Below are 3318 nucleotides of genomic sequence, written 5' to 3' on the forward strand. Positions count from 1 at the left end.
TCAGCGACAAGATTTATCTTATCATCTTCTCTGCTCTCCGTCAAGACTTTTTTTCACTTTTGTCTTTTCGGATTTTTCCGGGTTTTGCTTTCCCGTTTTTAGCGACTCAACTAATATACCACCTTAGGTTTCTTCTGTCAACACTTTTTTACCTAACCCTTCGACCCTTTCCCCGGCCTTTCTTTTCAATCTTCCTGTGTTTGGATTGATCATTGCATCCGGCTTATTTTGATGTATTCTTTTCCTCCTGGGATAAAACCTCATTCATACTGCCACTGCGGTAGCCTAAAATATCCAAGGTAACATAGGTAAACCCTAATTTTTTAAGGCTCTCTCCAATTTCATCCAACAGGTTCTCATCAAAAAACTTCTTACGTTCTTTGGGGTCCACTTCAATTCTTGCAATATTTTCATGATGTCTTACCCGGGTTTGTATCATTCCCAGGGATCGCAGGTACTCCTCCGCCTTTTCCACCATGGATAGTTTTTCTTCGGTGATTTCATTTCCATAGGGAAATCTGGACGAGAGGCAGGCAAAGGCCGGTTTATCCCAAGTAGGCAAATTTAACTGCTTAGACAGGGTTCGTATATCCTCCTTCGTAAGCTCCGCCTCCTTAAGAGGACTTCTTACCCCTAATTCTTTTGCCGCTTTCATCCCCGGTCGATAATCTCCCACATCATCAAGATTCGATCCGTCAAGGACATTTTTGTACCCCTTTTCCCGGGCCACCTCTTGAATTTTGGAAAACAACTCATTTTTACAATGGTAGCATCGATCAATGGGATTTTGAGAAAAACCTTCAATATCCAATTCCTCGGAAACAATAACTTCATGTTTCGCCCCAAAACTCTTTGCATATTCCTTGGCTTCAAGAAATTCCCGTTCAGGATAAGTGGAAGAACGGGCTGTTAACGCCAACACCTTTTCCCCTAGGGTATCCTTCGCCACTTTTAAAAGAAAGGTACTGTCCACCCCTCCTGAAAATCCGATAACCACACTATCCAGATCCTGTAAAATCCATTTAAGTTTTTCATACTTCTTCTCTAGAGTCATTATTGATCCCTCGCTTTTTTTAATAAGTCCCTCAACAGGTGACTATATTATAACATAGGAATATAATTTATCGAAAAAAAAAGACTCCTTTTTTACAAAAGGAATCCTCACGAACTATGTGGAGCTGGCGATGGGACTCGAACCCGCAACCTACTGATTACAAGTCAGTTGCTCTTCCAATTGAGCTACGCCAGCTCAGCTAATACATTATTATAATTTTATTGGCGACCTGGAAGGGATTCGAACCCTCGACCTCCAGCGTGACAGGCTGGCATTCTAACCAACTGAACTACCAGGCCGCGTTATCGCAGTTTCACATCACAAATTTGTTCACTCCCATAGGTCGTGCAAATTTGGTGTTCATTGCCTTTTTGTCCAATGAGTTTTGCGAATTGTTGACAAAACGGACAGCGAAGCAAGCAAAGCGAAGTGAGAAATGAGCTATGTGAATGTTGCGTTTGACCTACCATCGATCTGTTAAACAAATCGGGTTAAGTCATAAAAAAATGGTGGGAGCAACAGGGCTCGAACCTGTGACCCCCTGCTTGTAAGGCAGGTGCTCTCCCAGCTGAGCTATGCTCCCACATTGTTGAAAAACTGGTAGCGGCAACAAGATTTGAACTTGTGACCTTTCGGGTATGAACCGAACGCTCTAGCCAACTGAGCTATGCCGCCATGAAAATGGTGCCCAAACGCGGAATTGAACCACGGACACGAGGATTTTCAGTCCTCTGCTCTACCGACTGAGCTATTTGGGCTTACTTATAATTTTGTGAAAATCTAAAAAAAAATGGTGGGCTCAAGTGGACTCGAACCACCGACCTCACGCTTATCAGGCGTGCGCTCTAACCAGCTGAGCTATGAGCCCTTATATATATGTATAAAGAATAAAACTTCAATGGCCCGGGTGGCGAGATTCGAACTCACGACCCCATGGTCCCAAACCATGTGCGCTACCAAACTGCGCTACACCCGGTCTTGAGTCATTTGAATAAAAAAATTGGCAGGGGTGGCAGGATTTGAACCCACGGCACATGGTTTTGGAGACCATTGTTCTACCAGGCTGAACTACACCCCTATAGTTTTTTCTTTTGAAAGTCAATAAAAACTCATACGCAAATGGTGGGCCTTCAGGGACTCGAACCCTGGACCTACCGGTTATGAGCCGGGCGCTCTGACCAACTGAGCTAAAGGCCCTAGTTACAAACAATAAATTCAAATGGCCCGGGTGGCGAGATTCGAACTCACGACCCCATGGTCCCAAACCATGTGCGCTACCAAACTGCGCTACACCCGGAATTTAAATGGCGGAGAAGGAGGGATTCGAACCCTCGCGCCGCATAATTGCGACCTAACGGTTTAGCAAACCGTCCTCTTCAGCCTACTTGAGTACTTCTCCTTGGATCTGGCAGAGGGGGTGGGATTCGAACCCACGGCCCCTTACGGAGTCACTGGTTTTCAAGACCAGCTCCTTAAGCCACTCGGACACCCCTCCAGATATTTCAACCCTCCAAATCTCTGATTTGGCGCGATTGGATTACTTCACTTGCTTTGAAGATTTCAATCCTCCAAATCTCTGATTTGCCGGGATCGAATTACTTCGGTGCAACCGAAGCTCTTTTAAGAAAAATGGTGACCCATCCGCGACTCGAACGCGGGACACCCTGATTAAAAGTCAGGTGCTCTGCCAACTGAGCTAATGGGTCAAAATATGTTAAAAAATATGGCTGGGGTAGCAGGACTCGAACCTGCGCGTGACGGAATCAAAATCCGCTGCCTTACCGACTTGGCTATACCCCAAAGTTTTTTTGGAGCGGGTGAAGGGAATCGAACCCTCGCTATCAGCTTGGAAGGCTGAAGTTCTGCCACTGAACTACACCCGCATAAATGGTGGAGGGAAGAGGATTCGAACCTCTGAAGTCACTGACAACAGATTTACAGTCTGCCCCCTTTGGCCAACTCGGGAATCCCTCCATGAATGTATGCTGTATATAAATTTTAAATGGCGACCTGGAAGGGATTCGAACCCTCGACCTCCAGCGTGACAGGCTGGCATTCTAACCAACTGAACTACCAGGCCGCGTGTACTAACTATCCTGCTTTCGATTCACTTCATGAATCGGGTTAGGATATAAATTAAATGGTGGGAGCAACAGGGCTCGAACCTGTGACCCCCTGCTTGTAAGGCAGGTGCTCTCCCAGCTGAGCTATGCTCCCATTTGTGTGGTGACCCCTAGGGGAATCGAACCCCTGTTACCGCCGTG

The 3318-nt window shown here is 46.1% G+C and carries 1 protein-coding gene and 18 tRNA genes; all 19 read right to left on the reverse strand.

Annotation, left to right across the window (positions count from 1 at the left end; genetic code table 11):
- Positions 1-223 precede the first annotated feature (223 nt).
- Entirely contained in the window at positions 224-1054 is an 831-nt protein-coding gene (gene larE, locus ISALK_RS14660) for an ATP-dependent sacrificial sulfur transferase LarE (RefSeq protein ID WP_160723632.1), read from the reverse strand.
- A gap of 119 nt (positions 1055-1173) precedes the next feature.
- Positions 1174-1249 (reverse strand) — tRNA-Thr (locus tag ISALK_RS14665).
- 27 nt (positions 1250-1276) lie between these two features.
- Positions 1277-1353 (reverse strand) — tRNA-Asp (locus ISALK_RS14670).
- Between the two features lie 208 nt (positions 1354-1561).
- Positions 1562-1637 (reverse strand) — tRNA-Val (locus tag ISALK_RS14675).
- Positions 1638-1652: 15 nt separating this feature from the next.
- Positions 1653-1729: transfer RNA gene (locus tag ISALK_RS14680), tRNA-Met, on the reverse strand.
- Positions 1730-1736: 7 nt separating this feature from the next.
- Positions 1737-1812, reverse strand: a tRNA-Phe gene (locus tag ISALK_RS14685).
- Between the two features lie 33 nt (positions 1813-1845).
- Positions 1846-1922 (reverse strand) — tRNA-Ile (locus tag ISALK_RS14690).
- A gap of 31 nt (positions 1923-1953) precedes the next feature.
- A tRNA-Pro gene (locus tag ISALK_RS14695) sits at positions 1954-2030 on the reverse strand.
- A 25-nt stretch (positions 2031-2055) separates the two neighbouring features.
- Positions 2056-2132, reverse strand: a tRNA-Trp gene (locus ISALK_RS14700).
- A 42-nt stretch (positions 2133-2174) separates the two neighbouring features.
- Positions 2175-2251: transfer RNA gene (locus ISALK_RS14705), tRNA-Ile, on the reverse strand.
- A 23-nt stretch (positions 2252-2274) separates the two neighbouring features.
- Positions 2275-2351, reverse strand: a tRNA-Pro gene (locus tag ISALK_RS14710).
- A gap of 8 nt (positions 2352-2359) precedes the next feature.
- Positions 2360-2453 (reverse strand) — tRNA-Ser (locus ISALK_RS14715).
- A 7-nt stretch (positions 2454-2460) separates the two neighbouring features.
- Positions 2461-2549: transfer RNA gene (locus ISALK_RS14720), tRNA-Ser, on the reverse strand.
- Between the two features lie 135 nt (positions 2550-2684).
- Positions 2685-2760: transfer RNA gene (locus ISALK_RS14725), tRNA-Lys, on the reverse strand.
- Positions 2761-2778: 18 nt separating this feature from the next.
- Positions 2779-2854: transfer RNA gene (locus ISALK_RS14730), tRNA-Gln, on the reverse strand.
- 9 nt (positions 2855-2863) lie between these two features.
- Positions 2864-2937, reverse strand: a tRNA-Gly gene (locus ISALK_RS14735).
- Positions 2938-2942: 5 nt separating this feature from the next.
- Positions 2943-3028: transfer RNA gene (locus ISALK_RS14740), tRNA-Tyr, on the reverse strand.
- 29 nt (positions 3029-3057) lie between these two features.
- Positions 3058-3134 (reverse strand) — tRNA-Asp (locus ISALK_RS14745).
- A 61-nt stretch (positions 3135-3195) separates the two neighbouring features.
- A tRNA-Val gene (locus ISALK_RS14750) sits at positions 3196-3271 on the reverse strand.
- Between the last annotated feature and the right edge of the window lie 47 nt (positions 3272-3318).

It is taken from the genome of Isachenkonia alkalipeptolytica (genome assembly GCF_009910325.1).
Lineage (GTDB): Bacteria > Bacillota > Clostridia > Peptostreptococcales > T1SED10-28 > Isachenkonia > Isachenkonia alkalipeptolytica.

What these genes read in the sequence shown, in the direction of transcription:
- larE (WP_160723632.1), bottom strand. Translation starts at nt 1,054, where the DNA reads ATGACTCTAGAGAAGAAGTATGAAAAACTTAAATGGATTTTACAGGAT.